This is a genomic window from Bradyrhizobium sp. AUGA SZCCT0169 (genome assembly GCF_018130085.1).
Lineage (GTDB): Bacteria > Pseudomonadota > Alphaproteobacteria > Rhizobiales > Xanthobacteraceae > Bradyrhizobium.
The window spans coordinates 215312-236661 of sequence record NZ_JAFCMC010000003.1 but is presented as its reverse complement, the minus strand read 5'-3'; the positions used below and the strand labels follow the sequence as shown (position 1 = coordinate 236661).

Annotated in this window: 22 protein-coding genes; 8 read left to right on the top strand and 14 right to left on the bottom strand. The window is 63.4% G+C overall.

The annotated features are described in order from the left end of the window. Positions 1–237: 237 nt before the first annotated feature. Positions 238–1008, bottom strand: coding sequence for an AraC family transcriptional regulator (locus JQ609_RS04940; protein WP_212272209.1), 771 nt, complete (start codon positions 1006–1008; stop codon positions 238–240). Between the two features lie 69 nt (positions 1009–1077). On the opposite strand from JQ609_RS04940, the gene JQ609_RS04935 reads away from it, so the two are divergent. Then, positions 1078–1500, top strand: a complete 423-nt coding sequence (locus tag JQ609_RS04935) for a nuclear transport factor 2 family protein (RefSeq protein WP_212272208.1) — start codon at positions 1078–1080, stop codon at positions 1498–1500. An 18-nt stretch (positions 1501–1518) separates the two neighbouring features. On the opposite strand, the gene JQ609_RS04930 is transcribed toward JQ609_RS04935, so the two are convergent. From JQ609_RS04930 to JQ609_RS04890, 9 genes are all read right to left on the bottom strand, one after another. After that, complete coding sequence (locus JQ609_RS04930) at positions 1519–2343, bottom strand: NUDIX hydrolase (protein ID WP_212272207.1); 825 nt, start codon at positions 2341–2343, stop codon at positions 1519–1521. A gap of 4 nt (positions 2344–2347) precedes the next feature. Beyond that, the gene (locus JQ609_RS04925; protein WP_212208931.1) at positions 2348–3301 is read right to left on the bottom strand and encodes a dihydrodipicolinate synthase family protein; all 954 of its coding nucleotides are present in this window, start codon (positions 3299–3301) and stop codon (positions 2348–2350) included. 71 nt (positions 3302–3372) lie between these two features. Beyond that, positions 3373–3825, bottom strand: coding sequence for a GNAT family N-acetyltransferase (locus JQ609_RS04920; RefSeq protein WP_212272206.1), 453 nt, complete (start codon positions 3823–3825; stop codon positions 3373–3375). Between the two features lie 29 nt (positions 3826–3854). After that, a complete protein-coding gene (locus JQ609_RS04915; RefSeq protein WP_212272205.1) occupies positions 3855–4733 on the bottom strand; it encodes an SDR family oxidoreductase in 879 nt (292 codons plus the stop codon). A gap of 144 nt (positions 4734–4877) precedes the next feature. After that, the gene (locus JQ609_RS04910) at positions 4878–5738 is read right to left on the bottom strand and encodes a MaoC/PaaZ C-terminal domain-containing protein (RefSeq protein ID WP_212208928.1); all 861 of its coding nucleotides are present in this window, start codon (positions 5736–5738) and stop codon (positions 4878–4880) included. A 231-nt stretch (positions 5739–5969) separates the two neighbouring features. Then, positions 5970–6359 (bottom strand): Zn-ribbon domain-containing OB-fold protein, encoded by a 390-nt coding sequence (locus JQ609_RS04905; RefSeq protein ID WP_211998121.1) that lies wholly within the window; start codon positions 6357–6359, stop codon positions 5970–5972. Continuing rightward, positions 6359–7507 carry a thiolase domain-containing protein gene (locus JQ609_RS04900; protein WP_192733811.1) on the bottom strand — a complete coding sequence of 383 codons (1149 nt, stop codon included), beginning with the start codon at positions 7505–7507 and terminating at the stop codon, positions 6359–6361. Before JQ609_RS04900 ends, JQ609_RS04905 begins: the two co-directional genes overlap by 1 nt. A gap of 1796 nt (positions 7508–9303) precedes the next feature. Beyond that, on the bottom strand, positions 9304–12795 hold the full coding sequence (locus JQ609_RS04895; protein ID WP_212272204.1) for an indolepyruvate ferredoxin oxidoreductase family protein: 3492 nt from the start codon (positions 12793–12795) through the stop codon (positions 9304–9306). A 326-nt stretch (positions 12796–13121) separates the two neighbouring features. After that, positions 13122–13763 carry a trimeric intracellular cation channel family protein gene (locus JQ609_RS04890; protein ID WP_212272203.1) on the bottom strand — a complete coding sequence of 214 codons (642 nt, stop codon included), beginning with the start codon at positions 13761–13763 and terminating at the stop codon, positions 13122–13124. A 160-nt stretch (positions 13764–13923) separates the two neighbouring features. Between JQ609_RS04890 and JQ609_RS04885 the strand changes: the two genes are divergently transcribed. Next, complete coding sequence (locus tag JQ609_RS04885; protein ID WP_212211718.1) at positions 13924–14331, top strand: hypothetical protein; 408 nt, start codon at positions 13924–13926, stop codon at positions 14329–14331. 87 nt (positions 14332–14418) lie between these two features. Here the strand turns inward: JQ609_RS04885 and JQ609_RS04880 are convergent, their stop codons facing one another. Both JQ609_RS04880 and JQ609_RS04875 read right to left on the bottom strand, forming a co-directional pair. Then, positions 14419–15231, bottom strand: a complete 813-nt coding sequence (locus JQ609_RS04880) for an oxaloacetate decarboxylase (protein ID WP_212211720.1) — start codon at positions 15229–15231, stop codon at positions 14419–14421. Between the two features lie 66 nt (positions 15232–15297). Continuing rightward, positions 15298–15606 (bottom strand): NIPSNAP family protein, encoded by a 309-nt coding sequence (locus tag JQ609_RS04875; RefSeq protein ID WP_212272202.1) that lies wholly within the window; start codon positions 15604–15606, stop codon positions 15298–15300. 188 nt (positions 15607–15794) lie between these two features. Here JQ609_RS04875 and JQ609_RS04870 point away from each other — a divergent pair, with 188 nt between their 5' ends. The 3 genes from JQ609_RS04870 to JQ609_RS04860 all read left to right on the top strand — a co-directional run bounded on the left by JQ609_RS04870 (position 15795) and on the right by JQ609_RS04860 (position 17563). Continuing rightward, positions 15795–16493, top strand: coding sequence for a helix-turn-helix transcriptional regulator (locus tag JQ609_RS04870; RefSeq protein ID WP_212211724.1), 699 nt, complete (start codon positions 15795–15797; stop codon positions 16491–16493). A 180-nt stretch (positions 16494–16673) separates the two neighbouring features. Beyond that, a complete protein-coding gene (locus tag JQ609_RS04865; protein ID WP_212272201.1) occupies positions 16674–16937 on the top strand; it encodes a GCG_CRPN prefix-to-repeats domain-containing protein in 264 nt (87 codons plus the stop codon). A 119-nt stretch (positions 16938–17056) separates the two neighbouring features. After that, entirely contained in the window at positions 17057–17563 is a 507-nt protein-coding gene (locus JQ609_RS04860; protein WP_212211728.1) for a hypothetical protein, read from the top strand. A 76-nt stretch (positions 17564–17639) separates the two neighbouring features. On the opposite strand, the gene JQ609_RS04855 is transcribed toward JQ609_RS04860, so the two are convergent. Together JQ609_RS04855 and JQ609_RS04850 are read right to left on the bottom strand one after the other, a co-directional pair. Continuing rightward, a complete protein-coding gene (locus JQ609_RS04855) occupies positions 17640–18008 on the bottom strand; it encodes a twin-arginine translocation signal domain-containing protein (RefSeq protein ID WP_212211730.1) in 369 nt (122 codons plus the stop codon). A 264-nt stretch (positions 18009–18272) separates the two neighbouring features. Beyond that, positions 18273–18587, bottom strand: coding sequence for a hypothetical protein (locus JQ609_RS04850; protein WP_212272200.1), 315 nt, complete (start codon positions 18585–18587; stop codon positions 18273–18275). 152 nt (positions 18588–18739) lie between these two features. Between JQ609_RS04850 and JQ609_RS04845 the strand changes: the two genes are divergently transcribed. The 3 genes from JQ609_RS04845 to JQ609_RS04835 all read left to right on the top strand — a co-directional run bounded on the left by JQ609_RS04845 (position 18740) and on the right by JQ609_RS04835 (position 21341). Next, on the top strand, positions 18740–19987 hold the full coding sequence (locus tag JQ609_RS04845) for a glycerophosphodiester phosphodiesterase family protein (protein WP_212272199.1): 1248 nt from the start codon (positions 18740–18742) through the stop codon (positions 19985–19987). 174 nt (positions 19988–20161) lie between these two features. Next, positions 20162–20710: a hypothetical protein gene (locus JQ609_RS04840; RefSeq protein WP_212272198.1), complete on the top strand. Its 549-nt coding sequence runs from the start codon at positions 20162–20164 to the stop codon at positions 20708–20710. 121 nt (positions 20711–20831) lie between these two features. Beyond that, complete coding sequence (locus tag JQ609_RS04835; RefSeq protein WP_212272197.1) at positions 20832–21341, top strand: hypothetical protein; 510 nt, start codon at positions 20832–20834, stop codon at positions 21339–21341. Positions 21342–21350 lie beyond the last annotated feature (9 nt).

Genomic DNA, 21350 nt, shown 5'->3' with positions numbered 1-21350 from the left:
CGGGCTCCTATCGGCGGTAATATACGACGTTATTCGGGTCGTGGGGAACATGCTGAAATAGCTCGCGAAGCCGGCCAGACCGGCCGGGCGGTGCACCGGTCCACCCCCCCTTGGTCACGCTGGCGTCACACTGCCGGTCCCGGCTGCCCCAATCCGGGATTTTGGGCGCTGCGGGGCTTTGCCGTGCGGCAAAATGGCCAGACCTTCCCTCGGGCCTCACACACAACCGCGCCTTGCCTAGCCCTCCACAGGCTGCAAGGTTTTCAGCAGGTCGGACGGCATCATGCCGAACATGTCGCGAAAGGCGCTGCTGAAATGCGCCGAACTGGCAAAGCCGGCGGCGTGGGCGGCTTCTGTCAGGGACGAGCCCTCACCGCAGGCGCGCACCGCCGCGCCCATCCGGTTCCAGATCCGGTAACGCCGCAAGGGCACACCGGTCTCCGCCTTGAACAGATGCAGGAACCGCGACGCCGACAGCCCCGCCTGCTCCGCCAGTTCAGTGAGCCGGTGGGCTTTATGCGGCTCATCCCGCATCAGCCGCAGCGCCACCGATATCCGCGCATTGGCTTTGGTGCGCGTGCCGACACCGAGCAATTCGCCGAGCGACGAACGTCCGTCGCGCGTCGGGATGCGATCTTCGGCAAGGCCGGTCATGATCTCGATCACCGCGGCCTCTTCCCGCAGATCGAACGCCGCACGCGCGCGCGTATCCGTCATTCGCGCCAGCAATGCCTTGAGGTCGCGCCCCAGCGGATCGACATAGAGGAACGCCATGCGCCCGCGCGCGATCCGCAGATGATGCAGGCTGTTGGGCAATATCAACACGCTACGCGTGGAACGATAGTCGGTCGCGGGGTCCGTCGGATCGTCGGCCACTTCCAGCGCCGCATCGAGGCCCACGGCAAGCACGGCGGTCGCATTGCGGTGCGGCGTCAATCCGAAGGCCGGGCCGAGATAGAGCACGCGGGCGCCCCACCCCAACAATTTCGCCCCGCCGATTGCGCGCATAGCCAGTTTCTGAAAGCCAGGATGGATCAGGCGATTGTAGGGTGCCGGACAGCAACAGGACCCGGCACGATGACAGATAAGCCTGATGATACCGAGAGCCAAGCCGCGATTGAGCGCAACCGGCAGGCCGTGACGCGCTACGCAAGCGCCTGGCTTGCCGGCGACCGCGCCGCGCTCGCCGCCTGCTACCACGACGACTTCACGCTGCACTATTTCGGCCGCAACCCGCTCGCTGGCGACCACCGGGGCAAGATGGCGGCGCTTTCGATCCTGGCCGAGGTCACCCGCCGCACCAGCCGGAAACTGCTCGGCATCGTCGACATCATGGCCGGCCCCGAGCGTGGCGCGCTGCTGGTGCGCGAGCGCTTCGAGCGCGATGGCAAGGCGGCGGAGTTCGAGCGGCTGCTGGTCTATGCCGTGCGGGACGGGTTGCTTGGGGAATGCTGGGTTTGGGATCAGGATCAGGCGGTGATCGACACGTATCTCGCGTGAGGCGTCTGTCTATGACGGCTAACCGACCGAGCCGACCTCGAACACGTCGCCGTCATAGCCGGCCTCCAGCGGGATACGCAGCTGACGGCCGCCATTGTTCCTGGTCATGATCGGCGTCACCGTGACGACGGATTTGCCTCTGGAATCCTCGAGCGCGGCCTGCACGCTGTCCTGCTTGCCGAGCTTGATCAGGTTGCGCGTGGTCGGGAACGGCAGCTTGAAGCGGCCGCTCTCGCCGCCTTCCAGCGCCTCGCGCGGCGACACCCAGATTGAATCGGTGGATTCCTTGCCGTCATGGGCGCCGACCTGTTCGGGCGGCGCGGCGGCGAGGAAGAACCAGGTGTCAAAACGTTTCGGCATGCCTTCCGGCGTAATCCAGTGCGCATAGGGCACGAGTTCATCGAGCGCCAGCACCATGCCGTTGTCGGTCAGCACCTGGAGGAAGCTGATCTTGCTGTCGCACAGGTCGGCACGATGTGCGGTCTCGATCTCGCTGGCCCTTTTGGCGTCGACGAGCGTCTTCGACCCCTTGGGGCGCGCCAGCAGGATGCCGCTCTCTTCAAAGGTCTCGCGGATCGCCGCGATGCGGAAGCTGAGCGTGGCCTCATCGAGCCCCTCGCCGCCTGAATACAGTTCGGGCGCCGCGATGATCTCCTGGTCGCCCTTGTCGACGCTGCCGCCGGGAAACACCAGCGCGCCGGAATTGAAATCGATCTCATAATGGCGAACCATCATGAAGACCTCGATTTCGGCGCGGTTCTTGCCGTCGCCCCTTCGCTCCGTGGCGTCGCGCAGCAACAGGATGGTGGACGCAGGGCGCGGTGCTTTGGCGGGTTCGGTCATGGGATCAACCCGCCGCGCTGGATTGCGGTTGCAGGTTGGCGCGGCGATCGACCCGCGCCACGCGCGACAGCAGATATTCGACTTCGGCCTTTGCCGTCGCCGTGATGGTCGCGCCCGGCTTGCGCTGGGCGCTGGAGGCGATCACGCCGCGCTTCTGCAGCACGTATTTGCGCACGGCGAGACCGGCGCCGGGCTGCTGCTCGTAGCGGATCAGCGGCAGATGCGCATCGAACAGATCGTGCGCGGCGTCGCGCTTGCCGGCCTTTTGCAGTTTTACGACATCGATCAGCAATTCCGGGAAAGCGTAGCCGGTCATCGCGCCATCGGCGCCGCGCTCCATCTCGAAATCGAGGAACAGGCCGCCATTGCCGACCAGAATGGACATCGGCTTCAGCGAGCCGTCCTTCTGGAAGCTCCGCAGCGTGGAGATCTTCTCCAGCCCCGGCCAGTCCTCGTGCTTGAGCATCACGCAGGAAGGCGAATCCATCACGATCTTGCGGATCACCGCGGGCGTGAACACGACGTTGAGCGTCAGCGGATAATCCTGCAGCACCCAGGGAATGTCGTCGCCGATCGCTTCCTGCGCCTGCTTGAAATAGCCGGTGATCTGGTCGTCGGTGCGTAAGTGAGGCGGCGGCGCGATCATGACGCCGGCAGCGCCCGCGTCCATGGACGCCTTCGCCAGCGAACGCATGGTGGCAAATCCGGGCGCCGAGACGCCGACGATGATCTGCATGTTCTTGGCGCGTTTTACAAACCGGATCGCCACCTGCTCGGCTTCATGCGCATCGAGCTTCGGCGCCTCGCCCAAAATGCCGAGCACGGTGACGCCGTCGCAGCCGACTTCGGCATAGAAGTCGGTCAGCCGGTCGATCGATTTCTCGTCGATGCGGCCGTCATCGTGGAACGGGGTCGGCGCAATCGCAAAGGTGCCTGCGGCCTGGGCGGTAAGCTTCATGGTCAGTTTCCGTAAATGAGGGTGAGAGGACGAAATCCCTGAACTAGTGATACCACCGACTGACTGGCGCCTCAAAGCGAGAGATTGAGCCTGGGAATGAACCTTCCGGGGATCGAGCCGGATGGAACAACGCCATCGTCGACCGCCCCCATGCGGCGGTAGAACGGGGCCGCGTCCGGGTCGGCATTGATCAGCATGGTCGTGGCCCCGGCGGCGCGTGCCGTGGCCTTGGCCCAATCGAGCAGCTGTCGGCCGGTGCCGGCGCGAAGCATGCCCGGTTCGACAAACAGCCTTTCGAGCTGCGCGACATCGCCTTCGGATTTCACCTCGGCAACGCCGGCGAGACGGCCATCGACTTCGGCGACCTGCACGCGGGATGACATGATCGCCGCAGGCGTCATCGCAAGCTCCTTGCGGCAAGCCTGCATGAAGGCCGCGTCATAGCCCCACACGGCCTTGGAGCGCAGGCACAATTCGGTAAGTGCCGGCGCTTCCTCTGGACGAGCGGGCCGCAGTGCGAGCATGAAGCCTCCTTCGGGGACGGGACGCGACGTCAGAACCTTCGCGCGCCCATCTTGATCTGTTCCTCGGAGAAGAAGATCTCCTTGGCGTGCTCGACGATATCCTGCGCCTTCCAGGCCTCGCCGGGCGGCTTCCAGCCTTCCATTTCCATCATCCGCATCTCGCGGACGCCGCGGGGACCGGAAACGCCGAGCGTCTTGCCGGTCTGGTCGCCCGACAATTCGCTGACCATGTATAGCACGGCCGGCGCGATGCCATCGGGCCCCAGCGCCGCTTTGGGGTTCTCGATATAGCGCGGCAGGTCCGCGGTCATGCGGGTCAGCGCACCCGGCGCCAGCGTCCAGATCCGGATGTTGTATTTGCGACCCTCGATCGCCAGCACATTCGACAGTCCCCAGATACCGCCCTTGGCGGCGCCGTAATTGGTCTGGCCGAAATTGCCGATCAGGCCCGAGGTCGAGGACGTGTTGACGATGACGCCGCCGCCATTCTCGCGCATCCATTTGAACACCGGCTGGGTGCAGCAGAAGGTGCCCTTGAGGTGCACCTTCAGCACCTTGTCCCAATTGGCTTCCTTCGCCTTGGAAAAAGTCTCGTCGAGCAGGATGCCGGCGTTGTTCACGAGGATGTCGGCGCGGCCGAAATTCTTGATGGCGTCATCGAACACCGACTGGCCGCCGGCCATGGTCGAGATGTCGGCGCCGTTGGCGACCGCCCGGCCGCCCTCGGCCTTGATCGCCTCGACCACCTTTTGTGCCATGGTCTGGTCGCCACCGGAGCCGTCACGCGGGCCGCCGAGATCGTTGACCACGACCGCCGCACCCTCGCGCGCGAACAATTTGGCGTAGGCCTCACCCAGCCCACCGCCCGCACCGGTGATGAGCGCAACCTTGCCGTCGAGTAATCCCATGGTGGTTTCTCCTTTTTTCCGGTTTCGTGTCCCGGACGCGATGCAGCGTGTACCGCTGCTTCGCAGAGCCGGGACCTGGCGCAGTGGGCCCCGGCTCTGCAGCGCAGCACTCCGTGCCGCGCTGCGTCCGGGGCACGAGACCTCTTAACCCAGCACCGTCTTGCCGCTCTTGATCACCGTGACATTGCGCGACTTCACCTTGGCTTCGAATGAAACGACGTTGCCGTCCTTCCACAATTCCATCGTCACGGTCTCGCCGGGATAGACCGGCGAGGAGAATCGCGCCGCGTGCTGCTTGAAGGCGGAGGAGTCATAATCGGCATAGGTCTGCAGCACGCCGCGGCAGGTGATGCCGTAGGTGCACATGCCGTGCAGGATCGGTTTTGGGAAACCGGCCTTCCTGGCGAATTCCGGATCGGAGTGCAGCGGGTTGCGATCGCCGCACAGGCGATAGACCAGCGCCTGATCCGGGCGCGTGGAAATGTCGACGATCTTGTCGGGCGCGCGGCTCGGCACCTTGTGTGGCTCGGGCTGGCCTTCAGACGGTCCGCCGAAGCCGCCATCGCCGCGCGCGAAACGCGAGGCGACCAGTGTCGCAAGCTTCTCACCCTTCTCGTCCCTGAGCACGGTCTGGTGGCGGATCACCGCGCCCTTGTCCTTGCCCTTGTCGAACACGTCGAGCACGGTCGAGTCGGCCGTGATATGCGCCGCGCCGGGCAGCGGCTTGTGGAAGGTGATGTCGCGCTCGCCGTCGACCACCATCACGCGATTGAGATTCATCTCGCCGGGCCCTGCCCCCCAGGCCGCCACCGAAGCGAACGTCGGAACCACCTTCAGCGGACGCGGCGTCAGCGTGCCCTCGTTGACGAAGGCCAGTTCCTTCTCGTCCATCGGATCGGCGCCCATCCCGATGCCGTAGGCGTAGAGCATCACCTCGCGGTCGGTATAGGCGTATTTCTGGCCGAGATTTTTCAGGGCCATCAGCTGTTCGTAATTAATCGGCATCTTCGCGCGTCCTTCCCGAATTCTTTTTCTTCACCGGCGCCCATTAATGCGCCCTCTCCCCTTGTGGGAGAGGGCTACACCGATGCCGGCAACAAACTCGCTTGGGTGAGGGGTTGGTTCAACGAGCACATATGCCCGTGGATAGAACCCCTCATCCGGCAGCTTCGCTGCCACCTTCTCCCACATCCGCCTTCGCCAAGGCTTCGGCGGACATGAGGGGAGAAGGGAAACTTACGCCGGCGTGAAGAACGGCAATGGCGCGCCGTCGGTCGGCTTCCACACCACCTTCACCTTCTGGCCGATCTTGAGCTTGTCCATGTCGCAATCGACGATGTTGGTCTGCAGCGACGGGCCTTCCTTCAGCGTGACATAGGCGATCGCGTAAGGCCCGGTCGGGGATTTGCGCATCAGGCTGAAGGTGTAGATCGTGGCTTCACCGGAACTCTCCTCCCACTCGGTCTTGTCGGAGAAGCAGAACGGGCAGATCGAGCGCGGGAAAAAATGCGGCTCGCCGCAGGCGGTGCAGCGCTTGATCAGGAACTTGCCCTGCTTGGCGGCCTCCCAGAACGGCGCGGTCTCAGGGTTGCCTTGCGGCACGGGGAGTTTCTTTGCTTCAGCCATCACGCACGCTCCAGAATGCAGGTTGAGGCGGCATGGCGCACGCCGAGAAGTCCGCCGGTGCCGTGGGCGACCGCGAGATCGCAGTTTGGCACCTGCACCTTGGGATGCGCTTCGCCGCGCAGCTGGCGCACCGCTTCGATGATTTTCGTCATGCCGCCGCGGTTCACAGGATGGTTGCTGCAGAGGCCGCCGCCATCGGTGTTGAACGGCAATTTGCCGACGCCGGAAATCAGATTGCCGTCGGCGACGAACTTGCCGCCCTCGCCCTTCTTGCAGAAGCCGAGATCCTCGAGCTGCATCAGCACCGTGATGGTGAAGCTGTCGTAGATCGAGGCATATTTGATGTCCTTCGGCGTCACGCCCGCTTCCTCGAACGCGCGCGGGCCGGACCAGACGCCGGCGGAATAAGTCAGATCGAGATCCTTGCCGCCGCGCGGGCCCTTCATTGCTTCGCCGTGGCCGATCAGGCGCACCAGCGGCTTCTTCAAGCTTTTGGCGATTTCCGGCGTGGTGACGATCAGCGCGCCGCCGCCATCGGTGACGACGCAGCAGTCCATGCGATGCAGCGGATCTGATATCATCGGCGAGTTCAAGACGTCCTCGACGGTGACGACTTCCTTCAGCATCGCATGCGGGTTGTACTGGGCGTGATGCGAGGCCGCGACCTTGATCCAGGCGAGCTGTTCGCTGGTGGTGCCGTAGTCGTGCATATGGCGCATGGCACACATGCCGTAGGCATTGTGGGTAGTCGCGCCATAGGCCGCCTCGAAATCGGCCTCGGCGCCGGCGGCGCGCGGCGGCATCGGGCCGGTGCGCGGCTTGCCGGCGAGCGTGATCAGCGCGATCGAGCATTTGCCAGCGGCGATCGCTTCGGCGGCGTGGCCGAGATGGATCAGATAGGAACAGCCACCGGTGTCGGTGGAATCCATGTGGCGCACTTTGAGGCCGAGATAGTCGACCATCGGCCAGAGGCCGCCCGGGGCATCGCCGGCGCAGAAATAGCCGTCGATATCGGCCTTGGTTAGCCCGGCGTCCTCGATCGCGCCCTTGGCGACCTCGGCGTGCAACTGCGCGGTGGATTTATCGGGTGCGTGCCGGGTCGGATGCTCATAGATCCCGGCAATGTAGGCTTTGCCCTTGATGGTCAAATCATTCTCCGCTGGCGTTTCTTATTTCCAAGGTTTTTCTGGCCTGTCGGAAGGACCTTGGCAAGCGAGGAAATATTCCGTCAGGCGAGACGTAGCGACTGGACTCAAGTCGGGATGATTATGGGCGAACATCGTATCAGGTCGAGATGCCGACGCTGTAACGCTCCGGTTCTATCCACGCGTCGTCCCGGGCTCGACCCGGGACCCATACGCCGCGGCAGTTGTTGTTGAAGAAGGTATCTGACGCCAGCGCTCTCACCGATGGGCCGCGGCGTATGGGTCCCCCGATGCGCAATTGCGCATCTGAGCTCAAGGCCGGGACGACGGTGGTGTTTGTTGTCGCACCATCATTCAAAACGCACCTTCGCATTCTCGCGGCGCATTGCGCCCGAAGTTTTGCAAATCGTTTCGCCCTTCAAAACAGAGGGCGCAGGGAATGCCGGATGCGCGCTGCACCCGCGGTCTCGCGTGCGATTGTGCTAAGAAAGCTGCACACGAGCATACAGGGCAGCGGAGAACATCCGACATTCCCTGCGCAGTGGCTTTACGGCTTATAACGCGCTCTCCCCGGTGAGACGGCCTCTATTGCCACCATCACCCCTCGGAAGCGTTAGCTTCTTCAGAGCTTGACGCCGTTACGGGCGCCAGGACCACACGCTTTCACCGTACGCCTTTGCCGCGACCGTCAATCGCAACATCAGCGTCCACCGCGACCCGCCCCTCGTCGTGACGACGGCCGACGCCCCTCTGAGTGGGACGGGATGGCGAGAATGTGCCGGTGATTTGGGTCGAAGGAAAGAGAAATATTTTTGATTTCCGGAATTTTTCTGCTTGACACGATTTCCGTAAATCAGAACTGATTTGCCCGACGGGTTGCTTTGTCGCACCCACCGCAGCCAGATTCCAGTTGCAAGCGAGGCGACGCAGCTGGGTAGGGCGGGTTCTCTTTAACCCGCCGCGCTCCATGCAAGATGGCGGGTTAAAGAGAACCCGCCCTACACGAGCTGATTTTCCCGTCGGGGTTCCATAAGCGACTTTCGTGCATTTCCTCGGAACGAAATCCGGCTTCCCGCGTGATAGTTCACGGGCACCTAGCAGCTGGAGGACCAGGATGTTTAGAGGAATGCGCAAGTATGCGCTCGGCGCCGCAGCGGCAACTGCTCTTTTTGTAACTCCGATCCCGGCCTTTTCCCAATCCGTTGAGGTTGGGCCGGGGGGCGTTCGAGTGTACGAGGGTCGAGGGGGTGGGCAATGCGAGCAATTGCGGCGTGCCTGCGAAAACAAGGACGCGCTAGGGGAGCGTGGGGAAGGAAATTGCCGCAGATACCGGGAGACTTGCCAAGGATCAGCTCGGAGAGACGTGTGCGGCGAACTGAGACAAGCCTGCCTCAACAAGGACCAGTTGGGCGAACGAGGCGAGGGAAATTGCCGCAGGTATCGCCAGACCTGTAGAGGACGCTTGTAGAGGTCGCCAATTTTTCAGTGTTGCGGGGTGGTTCGATATCGCTCGGCACCGCCCCGCGCACCATCATCGCGATTTCAACGTCATAAAACGTTGACGGTCGTGGATTATGACTATCAATCATAGCGCAAGCGATGCGCGCCAGTAGTGTCGCGAAGGGCGGATGTACCCCTCGTGACAGTGAAGGCCTCCAGCTTCGGCTCGGAGGTCTTTTGCGTTTTACGAAGCTGGTGATCCGGCTTTCGCAAAGCTGCGTTCGGTGGCTATGGGTCCCCCGATGCGCCATTGCGCATCTGAGCTCAAGGCCGGGACGACGTAGGTGTGAGAGCTCGCCCTACTCCGCCGCGATCTGTCTTGGCGCGGGCGGCGGGTTGACGAGGTCGGCCGCCAGTTGCGTGTAGCGTGCCTTGGCGTCGTGCACCGCCTTTTCCTTGACCGGGCCGTAGCCGCGGATGCGGTCGGGCAGCGAGAGGATTTCGACCGCGATGTCGAGCGTGAGTGGCGACAGCAGGCCGAGCACGGTTGCGACGTCCTTCTCATAGCCGGAGATCAGGTCGCGCTCCATCTTGCGGTCGGCGCTGTAGCCGAAGATGTCGAACGCGGTGCCGCGCAGGCCCTTCATCTTCGCCAGCGTCCGGAAAACCGGCATCATCCAGGCGCCGAACGCGCGCTTCTTCGGCCGGCCCAGCGCATCGACGCCGCCACCCAGGATCGGCGGGGCCAGGTTGAAGCTGAACTTGAAATCGCCCTCGAACTGGTCACGAAGCTGTTTTTCGAAGCGGCCGTCGGTGTAGAGCCGTGCGACTTCGTACTCGTCCTTGTAGGCCAGCAGTTTGGCATAGTTGATCGCGACGGCGCGCGGCAAGGCCTCGTCGTAGCCGCCATCGACAGCGGCATCGCGGACTTTCTTGACCAGCGCCTGATAGCGGGCGGCCAGTTTGGCGTCCTGATACTCGGTCAGGAGGTTGCTGCGGTGGGCGATGATCTCGTCCAGCGTCATCGCATCCAGCGTCTTAGGTGCGACGCTTCCGTCCTGATCCTTCATCATCGCGATCAGCTTTGCGGGATCGTGCGCGGCAAGGCGTCCAAGCTGGAACGCCTGGATGTTCAGCTTGATCGCAACGCCGTTGACCTCGATCGCCTGTTCGATGGCCTTGGCCGAGAGCGGCAGCAGGCCCTTCTGATAGGCAAAGCCCATCATCATCATGTTGGTGGCGATGGAATCGCCGAGCAGCATTTCGGCGGGTTTTGTGAAGTCGAAGAACGACGAATCCTTGCGCAGCGCGGTTTCCAGCACATGGTTGACCTTGCGCGCCTGGAAATTGAAATCGCGGTTGAGGATGAAGTCGGCGATCGGAATGAGGTGGGTGTTGATGATCCCGGTGGTGCGGCCGGATTCGCAGAGCGTGATGGTTTCCTTGGAGACGGCCACCACCTCGTCGGCCGCGAGCACGAGATCGGCGGTGCCGGTGACGATGCGTGAACAGGTGACGTCGGCGGTGTGTTCTGACAGACGCACATGGCTCAGCACCGCGCCGCCCTTCTGGGCGAGGCCGGACATGTCCAGGATCATGCTGGCCTTGCCCTCGATATGCGCGGCCATGCCGAGCAAGGCACCGATGGTCAGCACGCCGGTGCCGCCTACGCCGCCGACCGCGACGTTGTAGGGCCGCTCCAGCGTCGGGCGCGACGCGGGCTCCGGCAGCTCGCCGATATCGCCAACGCCGCCCGGCGCGCGCTTGCGCATCTTGCCGCCGTCGATGGTGACGAAGGACGGGCAAAAGCCCTTCAGGCAGGAATAATCCTTGTTGCAGGTCGACTGGTTGATGGTGCGCTTGCGCCCCAGCTCCGTCTCAAGCGGTTCGACCGAGATGCAGTTCGATTGCACCGAGCAATCGCCGCAGCCTTCGCAGACGGCCGGATTGATCATGACGCGGCGCGCCGGATCCTCCAGCATTCCCCTTTTGCGGCGGCGGCGCTTTTCGGCGGCACAGGTCTGCACGAACACGATCGCCGAGGCGCCCTTTACCTTGCGCAGCGTCTTCTGGACGGTGTCGAGTTCGTCGCGATGCGCGGTCTTCACGCCCGGCGCGATTTCGGACGCCGGATAGGCATCGGGATTTTCCGAGACCAGATAGATTTCGCGGATACCTTCGGCGTGAAGCTGGAAGGTGATCTGCTGCGGCGACAATTCGCCGTCGACATGCTGGCCGCCGGTCATCGCGGTCGCGTCGTTATAGAGGATCTTGTAGGTGATGTTGGCGCCGGAGGCGACCGCCTGGCGGATCGCGAGGCTGCCGGAATGGAAATAGGTGCCGTCGCCGAGATTGGCGAACACGTGCTCTTCCTTGGTGAAGGGGGCGACACCGACCCAGGGCACGCCCTCGCCGCCCATATGGGTGAATGTCTCGGTCGAGCGGTCCATCCACAGCGCCATGAAGTGGCAACCGATGCCGGCAAAGGCGCGGCTGCCTTCCGGCACTTTGGTGGAGGTGTTGTGCGGGCAGCCCGAACAAAAATACGGCGTGCGGGTGATCGGCGCCACCGCCTGCATCTGGCTCGCCTGCCGGCCGTTGAACCAGTCGGCCTTGGCGCGCAGCTGTGCTGCGATTTCAGGATTGAGATTAAGTCGAAGCAGCCGCTCGGTCAGCGAGCTCGCCAGCGAGGCGACGCTGAGCTCTTCGGCAAAGGGCAGGAAGCGCTTGTCGTGGTCGTCCATCTTGCCGATGATGCGGGGACGGACATCGTCGCGCCAGTTGAACAGCTCCTGCTTGACCTGGTTCTCGACGATCTCGCGGCGCTCTTCGATGATGAAGATTTCTTCAAGGCCGACAGCGAATTGCCTGACCCCTTCCGGCTCCAGCGGCCAGGGCATACCGATCTTGTAGAGTCTGAGACCGATCTTGGCGGCGACTTCGGGCGTGATGCCGAGTTCGCGCAGCGCTTGCCTGATATCCTCGTAGCTTTTGCCGGACGCCATGATGCCGTAGCGCGCGTTCGGCGAATCCATGGTGACGCGGTTGACCTTGTTGGCGCGGGCAAAGGCGATGGCGGCAAAGCCCTTGTAGTCCTGCAGGCGGCGGTCCTGCGCGAAGCGGTCGTCGGGCCAGCGCAGGTTGAGGCCGCCCTCCGGCAGTTCGAAATCGGTCGGGATCACGAACGGCGTCATCTCGTCGGTGAGGTCGATCTCGGCGGTGGTTTCCACCGTCTCGGTGATCACCTTCATGCCGACCCAGCATCCGCTGTAGCGCGACATCGCGATCCCCAGCAAACCCATCTCGATCATTTCGTGGATGCTGGAGGGATAGAGATAGGGCATCAGCGCCGACATGAAGGCATGGTCCGACTGATGCGGGACGGTGGAGGATTTGGCGCCGTGGTCGTCGCCCGCGAGAACCAGCACGCCGCCGTGCTTTGCGGAGCCGGCCGCGTTGCCGTGGCGGAACACGTCGCCGCAGCGGTCGACGCCGGGGCCCTTGCCGTACCAGATACCGACCACGCCATCATAGTTGGCGCCGGGCGACAGATTGAGCTGTTGCGAACCCCAGACCGCGGTGGCCGCCAGGTCTTCGTTCACGCCGGGCTGGAATTTGATGTTGTATTGCTCGAGATGCTTGCGGGCGGCGAACAGCTGCTGGTCGTAGCCGCCAAGGGGCGAGCCGCGATAGCCAGAGATGAAGCCCGCGGTGTTCAGGCCCTGCGCGCGGTCGCGGCGGATCTGCGCCATCGGCAGCCGCACCAGCGCCTGGATGCCGGTCAGGAAGACATGGCCGCTTCCCTGGGTGTATTTCTGATCGAGACTGATCGGACCCTGGTTGATTCCCATTTAAGCCCTCTTTGCCAGCCGCTTTGATCGCCAAGACGATTTCTGAGCAAGGCTGTGTTTTATGTAGGCGTCAGAACTTCTTAGAACCAGTCTATGCCGGATTTTCCGCTTCCCGCACCACAAATCTGGGCAAGGCAGCCGCGCGATCAAAGATCGCAATTTCGTGCCGGGAAGAACGCCGGCCGGTTTCGCTTTGTGTCGCCGGACCGCCCCGGCACGAAACGGCATGACGTGGCCGGCTGCCTTGCGTTTGGGGATAACGCCCCAGGCGGCCTTTGGCTGCAGGCGATTCTGGCTGGTACGTTATGGTGCGCTGCGTTCGTCGGTCAGCGCTGATTGCCGCCGAAGACGAATTTCGGCATTTCCCATTTATAGCGGATCGCGAGCAGCCGCAGCGTCAGCCCGAGCGCGAAGGTCAATCCGGTCCAGAGTTCGTGATCCAACTGCAAGGCGGAGCCGGTGACGTAGAACAGCCCGGTGACGACGGAAACGCTGGCGTAGAGTTCGGAGCGAAACAGTAGCGGCACGTCGTTGCAGAGGATATCGCGCAACACGCCGCCGGCGCAGCCCGTGATCATGCCGGCGACGATCACGATCGGCAGCGGCGCGCCGACTTGCCGGGCGACATCGCAGCCGGCCATCGTGAACACCACAAGGCCGATCGCATCGAGCACCAGGAAGGCGACGTTGAGCCGGTGCACATGGCGCGCAATCAGGATGGTCACGAAAGCCGCAATCGCGGTCAGCGCCAGGTAGGACGGGTTCTTCACCCAGACCAGCGGATAGTGCCCGAGCAGCACGTCACGGATGGTTCCGCCGCCGAGCGCGGTAATGCAACCCAGCATGCATACGCCGGCCCAATCCATGCTGCGGCGCCCCGCAGCCAGCGCGGCCGTCATCGCCTGCGCGGTCAGCGCCACATAGGACAACAGGTGCAGCACGGTATCGCTGGGCGGCAGGGCCCACATGGCAACCTCTTATGCGGCCTCTTCGCACCCTCTGGTTCGATGGAACCCGCGAATCACGGTTCCATCATTAACCGGTTGCAAGATTGACGCGGAACATCCGGCCGCGCCAGCCATTGTATCACCGCTAAACACTTTGGGGTTCTAACGGAGGAACTGACTGATGACCTACAATCCGAACGACCCGTATCGTGCCAATCTGAGTGATGACGAAATCCGCCGCCAGGCACGTATGAACAGTCTCGACAACGAGATACAGGCCGACCCGCAGCTCGCAGAGGGTCCGGCCAGCGGCGCCAAGATCGCGATGTTCGCGATCGCCATCGCCGTAGTGATGGGTGCGTTGTTCTATGGTCTGAACACTACGAGCGTCAACGAGGCCGGCACCACGCCGTCCAGCCAGACCGCGCAGACACAGCCGGCCAACCCCGCGGCGCCTCCGGGCATGCGTGACGTAACGCCGAAGTCCAACAACCAGCCCGGCACGACCACCGGTGCCGCGCCGCCGCGTCCGGCAGCGCCCTCGCCGGCGGCGCCGCCCGCTCCGGCCGACGCACCGGCCAAGCAGTAACGGCTGAAGCAAGAGTGATCTGAAAAGACAGCGCAGCGGGCATTACGCCCGCTGCGTTTTTCTTTGTGCGTATTTGTTTGGAAGGTGTCAGCTGAACATCTTGTTGAGTTCGCCGCCGGGATAGCCGTTGGCGAACTCCGTGAACGTGCCCTGCTCCGCCATCTCCTTCGAGGCCTTCATGAAGCCGGCCCACGCCATCCGCGCCAGCGCACCGCCGACGCTGATACGGCGCACGCCGAGATCGCCGGCAATCTTCAGCGACGGACCGGCGGCGCCGACCAGCAGATTGACCGGTTTTGGCGCGACCGCCTTGACGACCGCCGAAATCTCTTCCGGCGTCGAGATGCCGGGCGCATAGAGAACGTCGGCGCCGGCCTCGGCATAGGCAGTGAGCCGGTCGATCACGAGCTTCATATCCTTTACCCCGCGGAGGAACGCCTCGCAGCGGCCGGTGAGCAGGACGCCGCTATTATCGGCATCGATCGCCTGTCGCGCCGCCCTGATGCGATCGATGGCAAGCTCGCGTTCGAACAGCGGCTTGGAATTGTCGCCGGTGAAATCCTCGATCGAAAGGCCGGCGATGCCGGTCTTGACCGCGCGTGCCACGTTGACGCCGACCTTGTCCGCCTCATGCGCAAAACCGTCCTCGAAATCGGCATTGACGGGAATGTCGACCGCCGCAGAGATCGCGGCCAGATGATCGCAGACGTCGTCGACGGTGACGCGGTTGTCGGCCTTGGCGATGGCCCAGGCAAAACCGGCGCTGGTGGACGCCAGCGCCTTGAAGCCGAGATGCTGCAACGCCTTCGCGCTGCCGACGTCGAACGGATTGGGGATGATGAAGCAGCCGCTCTCGTGCAACTTCTTGAAGGCGGCGCGTTTGTCAGCAGTTGTCAGCATGGTCACTCCCCGAATTGTTTGTTGGCGCGGCCAACATAGGTACGCACCGCCTGCTCCGCCAGACGCTCACGTCACGACCTTGCGCAGAAACGTGCGCTCCTCGGCGAGGATGAACTGGTTCTCCTCGGCAAAGCTGAAATTGGCCATACCCTCCTTGTCGGCGCGCAGCCGCGCCCGGTAGCTCTCGTAGGCCGCGAGGCTGTCGAACGAGATCAGCGCGAAGGCGATGTTGTTGGTGCCCTCATGCGGCATCCAGTAGCCGATCAGGTCGCCGCCGCATTTCGGAATGATGCTGAGCCAGTTTTTCGAATATTCCTCGAACATCACCCGCTTGAACGGATCGAGCTGGTAGCGGATGAAGACGGTGATGGTCATGTTGTTCTCCGGTCCTTGTTGTCGTCATTGCCTGCGACAAACGCGAAGCGTTTGCGCAAGGGAGCGAAGCGACGAAGCAATCCATTCCTCCGCACGTGGCGCGATGGATTGCTTCGCTTCGCTCGCAATGACGTTCGAGCCAACACTACCCGCTTGATCGTCGGCGATGCTTCGGCTATCATCGAACTATGAAAGCAGGCCCCGACATCGCAATGGTCGCTTCCCTGGTCGGCGATCCCGCGCGCGCCAACATGCTGACCGGGCTGATGACCGGCCGCGCGTTGACCGCGACCGAACTGGCGCACGAGGCCGGGATCACGCCGCAGACGGCGAGTTCGCATCTGGCCAAGCTGGAAGCCGGCGGCCTGATCGAGCAGGAGAAGCAGGGCCGGCACCGTTACTACCGCCTCACCGATCCCGATGTCGCCGGCGTGCTCGAGGGCCTTGCGGGGCTTGCGGAACGCGCCGGTCACACGCGTGTGCGCACCGGGCCGAAAGAGCCGGCGCTGCGCCGGGCGCGGATTTGCTACGACCACCTCGCCGGCGATCTCGGCGTGCAGATGCTCGACAGCATGAAGAAGCAGAAGCTGGTCCGGCAAAGCAAGGAGACCATCGAACTCACCGGTGAAGGCAAGCGCTTCATGGCAAAGGCGCTGCAGATCGACGCCGATACGCTGGCCCATCCACGCCGGCCGGTCTGCAAGGCCTGCCTCGACTGGAGCGAACGGCGGCATCACCTCGCCGGCACGCTGGGTGCGGCGGTCATGAGCCGGTTCACCGAACTCAACTGGGCCGCACGCGATAGCGCGCCGGGCAGCCGCGTCGTCAATTTCACGCGCAACGGCGAGAAGCGGTTCGCGGCGCTGTTCGGCCCGAGCGAAGCTTAATTCGTGCAGCCGTTTGTTTACGAATTGGCCCCAAATGAGGCGTGGCAACGAAAATGTGACAGCCGCACAACCGGCAATTTCTTGCTGCTGTTTCACGAATCAACAACATTCATTTTCTATTCAGGTCCCGTGACTAGGTTCGGAAGCGCGCCGCCTGGCGGCTAAAAATCGGGAGAAAACATGAAGTACCTTTTCGCTGCAGTCTTGGTCGCAGCCTCGTTTGCGAGCTTCAGCGCGGCGAATGCCGCGGGCGGATGCGGCCCCGGCTATCATCGCGGTCCCTATGGCGGATGCGTGCTCAATCGCGGCCGTGTTGTGGTGGCGCCGCGCACCGTCTACGTCCCCCCGCGCGTCGTGCGGCCCCCGGTTGTTGTGGTGCGGCCCGGCGGCCGGGTTTGCCCCTACGGCATGGTCTGGGCCTACGGGCGCTGCCGCGTTCGGTAATATCAATTCATACGGCAGAAGGCCCCGCTCCGGCGGGGCTTTTTTATGGGCAGGACGGCATTGAACGCCACGGCGTGTTGCGCAGACGAAGCGGGATGCACCTTTCCGGGCAAGCAGCCATGAACTCCCTCCGCTTTGTCGCCACCGCGATCGCGCTGGCCTGCCTCACCCTATCGGCGCGTGCCGAAGCACCGCCCAAATTCGCGGATTATCCGGTCAGGGTCTACGCCGGCAAAATCGCAATCCCGCGGCTGGTGACGCCGGATTTGCGCGCCCGCCGGGAGACTTTTCTCGCCGCAGCCGACGACGGGAAGATCGATGCGGCGGGCCGTTACATCGTGGTCAAGCTGCCCTGCGGCTCGACCTGCGTCGCGCCCACCTTGCTCGATGCGCGCACCGGCAAGATCATCGAGCTGTTCACGGTCTCCGGCTGGCACGAGGTGTCAGATGATTTCGATCCCGTCGTCAGCCGCGCCAACAGCCGCATGATCGTGTTCCGCGGCGCCCGCAACGAGGCCGGTATTGTCGGAAACCATTTCTATCTGATCGAAGAACGCGGAAGGCTGAAGCACCTTCACACGCAGGACACGCAGGCGAATTTCGAGACTTCGCCGAAAATCAAATAGCCGGATGGAATGAAGCCCACGCCAACCCGATAAGGCAGGGACGGCAAATGCCATCCCCGCCCCGTCCCCACGAACGTTACCAGTAACGGCGTCGCCAGTAGCGACGGCGCCAGCGGCGGCGACGCCAGCCGTAATGCCTGCGGCGCCAGCCGTAATGCCGACGGCGCCAGCCCCAGCGCCGACGGCCCCATCCGCGGCCACGGCCCCAGCCACGGCCACGACCCCATCCGCGGCCACGGCCTCGGCCCCCGCGCACTTCCTCTGGCTGGAGCTGATCGACCTCATCGCCGGACGTGACGGCGGGTTGCGCATCCGGATTGGCAGGGAGTTGGCCGTCCGGAACCAGCGGCTGCGGCGTCAGCGGCGCCGCCTGTGCGCCGGCCGCAAGTGCGACACCACCTGCCGCAAATCCAAAGGCGAGTTTCAGAAAGTGCCGGCGCTCCATGACATCTCCTCCTCTGCGATCGGTTGGATTGAGCAGGAGAGTTTCGGTGCGCCGAGATGAATGCCAGCTGAACTGCGCATTCAGGTTTGGCTGTCCGCCACTAACGTCGTCCCGGCCTAGTGCGCAATTGCGCACGGGGGCCGGGACCCATACGCCGCGGCCGGTGTTGATGGAAAAAGAAGATAACGACCAGCGTGTTAAACAATTACCGACGGTGGCTATGGGTCCCCCGATGCGCAATTGCGCATCTGAGCTCACAGTGAGTTACTTCGCAAATTCCTCGGCCAACACCAGCACCTCGCGCGTGCGCGTCACGTCGGGCCAGTCGCGGTTGAAATCGGCGATCAGCCGGGTCATGTCGGGAGCTTTGGTCGCGCGATCGAGCGCAGCCTCGTCGGGAAACTGATACATCGCGTGATGCAGCGCGGGATCGCTGAGGCTCCAGTAGCGCCACGCTTTCTCGGCGCCGAACGATTTGACAGCGTCCGGCAGATGCTCGCGCGAATACCAGGCATCGAACGCCTGACGTTTTGCGGCATCCGTCACGGTGGCGCGGACGACGAACAGGGCCTTCGGCATTTCGGTTCCTCCCGATTGTTATTTTGCGTAAGATCACCGCCGTGCGACCGCGCGAACTGTAGATAAACCGCAAGCGGGCGCAACCCCACACGCAGGCGTCATAATGTCGTGGTGATATCCGTTTTTTACACCGCCACTTCCGAGGTTCGTTCATGCACTCTCGCCGCCTTCTGGTTCTATTCTCCGCGCTCGCGCTGTTTGCGACCGCCGCTCCCGCCGCGGCGCAAAGTGTGCCCCTGCCCCGCGAGGCGCAGATCGGCCCGCGCCCGTTCTACCTCGTCGACAAGATGAAGGACGGCCCGCTCAAGGAAAAGCTCAGCCAATGCAACGGGCCGTTCCACAAGACCGATTTTTCGATCGGCCATCGCGGCGCGGCGATGCAATTTCCCGAGCACACAAAAGAATCCTATACCGCCGCGGCCCGGATGGGCGCCGGCATCATCGAATGCGACGTGACCTTCACCAAGGACCGCCAGCTGGTCTGCCGGCATGCACAATGCGATCTGCACACCACGACCAACATCCTGTCGGTGCCGGCGCTCGCTGCGAAATGCTCGCAAGGCTTCAGCCCGTCCGACCCCGCCGCCGGCAAGAAGGCCTCCGCCAAGTGCTGCACCAGCGACATCACGCTCGCCGAGTTCAAGTCGCTGACCGCAAAAATGGACAGCTTCAATCCGGATGCCACCAACGTGACCGATTACCAGAACGGCACGCCGCGCTGGCGCACGGATCTCTACGCCGCTTCCGGCACGCTGATGACGCATGACGAAAGCATCGCGCTGATCAAGAGCCTCGGCGCCAAGTTCACGCCCGAGCTGAAGTCGCCCGAGGTGCCGATGCCGTTCGACGGCGACTACACCCAGGAGAAGTACGCCGCGCAAATGCTGCAGGCGTACAAGGCCGCGGGCGTTCCGGCGAGCGACGTGTTCGCGCAGAGTTTTAATCTGGCCGATGTGCTGTTCTGGGTGAAGAGCGAGCCTGACTTCGGCGCGCAGGCGGTCTATCTCGAGGACCGCTACGAGAAGCAGGGTCTTGATCCCGCCAAGCCCGAGACCTGGAAGCCTTCGATGGCCGAACTCAAGTCGTCAGGCGTCCGAATCCTGGCGCCGCCGATCTGGACCATGCTGACGCTGAACGACAAGAAGGAAATCATCCCGTCGGAATACGCCAAGGCCGCGAAGGCCGCCGGCCTCGATCTGATCGGCTGGTCGCTGGAGCGCGACGGCCCGCTCAACAAGGGCGGCGGCTTCTATCATCGCTCCATCAAACCGGCCATCGACCGCGACGGCGACACGCTGACGGTGCTCGACGTGCTGGCAAAACAGGTCGGCATCCGCGGCATGTTCTCGGACTGGCCGGCGACCACGACGTTCTATGCGAGCTGCATGGGGATGAAGTAACGGCACTCGCCGGAATCGTAGGGTGGCGCAAGCCGTAACCCACCGATGCGATGCGGCGAACAAAATTGGTGGGTTACGCTGCACTAACCCACCCTACGGACCGGTGGCGGAGCCAATACCCCCGCCTCGCCCAGCGACCTGAACCTTCCAGCCGTTCACCCCGTCTAACTGCCCATGCAGTTGGTTCAATCCAGTAAACAAGCTTTCCGCGCAGCGGTGGCCCGCTTTGATGCCTGGACCAGCCAGCATCAGACGGCGCTCCACGCGCTTCGTCATGTGGCCTGCTTCGCCCTGCTGTTCGGCGGGGTGGCTCACGCCGCCTATCATTCCGCTTTGGCCCAATCCGCGCAGGCAACGTGCGGGGAGACCTGTCAGGCCTTGCCGGGCTTCTACATCCTCGCCGCAGCGACCTGGGGCGGCATGGCTGTCCTGGCTGCATGGGCTTACGCAACGCTGCTTCACGCCTTCAAACGAAAACCTCCCACGGATGGCGACATCGTCTGGGTCGCAGCGGGCTTCATCCTCGCACTATTCGACACGCTATTGGGCGCGCACAGCTATGCCCGGGGCGAGTTCTTTTTCGCATGGTGCGTGGGCGGCGTCGGCCTGGTGGATTTTTTCTGGTCGCGGCTTGCGTACAGGCAAACCGGGAATCATGGCGCGGGCGTAGCCGTTGCTCCCTGGGGACGCTCCAGATTTAGTTGGTGGATTTCGGTAAGCTAAGCCCCAGCGGCGCGGCGCTTGACGACCGCGGCGAGACCGGCAAGTCTTGCCCGCAGATCGGCGCGCTGTTTTGCCGACGGGTCCGGCCATCAGGACCCTTTTCATTGGACACCATTTTATTATGCAAAACGTCATTCGATATCGCGTCAAAGTCGCCCTGCTGTCAGCCACGCTCGCCACTGTCGCCCTGCCTGATATCGCGCGCGCGCAATCCGGCAGCGCCGGCGGCAGCATCGGCAACGACGAAAAATCGCTGTCGGGTTCACGCGCGACGCCCCGGACGGTTGCACCTTCAAAGCCGGCACGACGCAGCAGGCCCGAAGCGGAGGCACCGCGCCGGGCACCGCGAAGCAATGCCGGCGGCGGTGGTGGCAATCTGGATGGAGCATGGGTTCTTACCAGCGTCGGCACGCCCTGCGGCAGCTCCACCGACACGGTGGTCGTCTCGGGCGGCAAGATGGTGGGGCAATATGGCACCGCTCAAGTCAGCCCGAATGGCTCGGTGTCCGGAGTCGGAAGCGCCGGGAGCCTGAGCTGGACCATGTCCGGCCGTTTCTCAGGCCGCAGCGGCGGAGGTTCGTTCCGGCGATCGGATGGATGTGCTGGAAGCTGGACAGGGTCAAAACAGTAATTGCGAAAG